Origin of the sequence: Candidatus Aegiribacteria sp. (assembly GCA_021108005.1) — a bacterium.
Lineage (GTDB): Bacteria > Fermentibacterota > Fermentibacteria > Fermentibacterales > JCC-6 > Aegiribacteria.
Map to the genome: position 1 here is coordinate 1 of JAIORS010000034.1, position 1,317 is coordinate 1,317.

Annotated in this window: 1 protein-coding gene; it reads left to right on the forward strand. The window is 44.2% G+C overall.

Going from position 1 to position 1,317, the window contains the following annotated elements; genetic code table 11:
- The first annotated feature begins 99 nt into the window (after positions 1-99).
- Positions 100-1,311: an ISL3 family transposase gene (locus tag K8S15_02510; protein ID MCD4774906.1), complete on the forward strand. Its 1,212-nt coding sequence runs from the start codon at positions 100-102 to the stop codon at positions 1,309-1,311.
- The last annotated feature ends 6 nt before the right edge of the window (positions 1,312-1,317 follow it).

Sequence of the window (1,317 nt, forward strand, 5' to 3'; positions counted from 1 at the left end):
GGCTCTTCCGGGATTTGCATACATAGCATGAGTGATTGAGTGTGGACATGACACTATATTTCAATGGGAAAAAACCAATTAACTCATTGAAGGAGCATCATGTCCACAAGTCAATTATACCACAATCAAGATCTGAAGGGCGTAAAGTATCTTCGTACCAGTTATGCAGGAGGAAAGACTACTTATCACGGAGTGATATCTGACAGCTATATCAAGTGCTCCAAGTGTCATTCACACAACACAGTACGCTCCGGTGGAGTATTTCGGACTCTTAAGCTGTTACCCACAGGAGGCAGACATAACCTGCTTCACCTTTTCATACCCAGGGTAGTCTGCAAGAAATGTGGAACTATTCGACAGGTAAATGTTCCATTTCTTGAAGGACAGAGAAGCTATACAAGAGCCCTTGCTCGCTATGTTCTTTGCTTGTGCCAGTTTATTCCTTTGAAATATGTTGCCGAATTCTGCGGTCTTTCCTGGGACACAGTCAAGCAGATTCATAAAGAGGGACTCAGGCGGAAGTTCAAGCGGATCAAGCTCAAGGATGTTCGTCAGATCGCGATTGATGAAGTCTGTATAGGCAGGCCAAGAAAATTTCTGACAATCGTACTTGATCTTGATACAGGTCAGGTTCTTCATATTGGCAGGGGTAAAGGAGCAGACGCTCTCAAAGGCTTCTGGCGTCGCCTTAGCCACAGTAAGGCAACGATAGAAGCAGTATGCACTGATATGGCTTCCGGCTACATGTCAGCCGTTGAGCAGCACCTGCCGGAAGCCCTGTTGATAATTGATCACTTTCACCTGGTGAAATACATGAATGACAAGCTGACTCTGCTTCGCAGACAGCTTGCTCGAGAAGCTGATGAAGAAGGAAAAAAATTACTGAAGGGAATGCGCTGGCTGCTTGTTACCGGCAGGAAGAAGCTGGAGGATGAGAAGAATCCAAGAGAAGCTGACATGGCCGCCCTTGATGAAGCTCTGAAAGAGAATACGCCCCTATATATTGCCTACTACTTGAAAGAAGAGCTTGCATCCCTTTGGTCAAAGCAGTCAAAGATTGAAGCTGAGAGCTTTCTCGATAGCTGGCTTACAAAGGCAGAAGGCTCAAGAGTTGATATTCTGGAAAAGGTGGCAAAGTGGCTTATAAGAGTAAAATCCAATATTCTGAACTGGTTTGATTATCAAATATCATCAGGGAAGCTTGAAGCATTTAACGGGAAAATCAGAAGACTTTTAAAGAATACTTGTGGGCTAAGAGATCAAGAGTACATGTTTCTGAGAATACAAAATCTCATGTACGCAAAAACCTGAAGGGCC

Bases quoted from the DNA above. Each gene is read 5' to 3' on its own strand.
- K8S15_02510 (MCD4774906.1), top strand. From the start codon at position 100: ATGTCCACAAGTCAATTATACCACAATCAAGATCTGAAGGGCGTAAAG.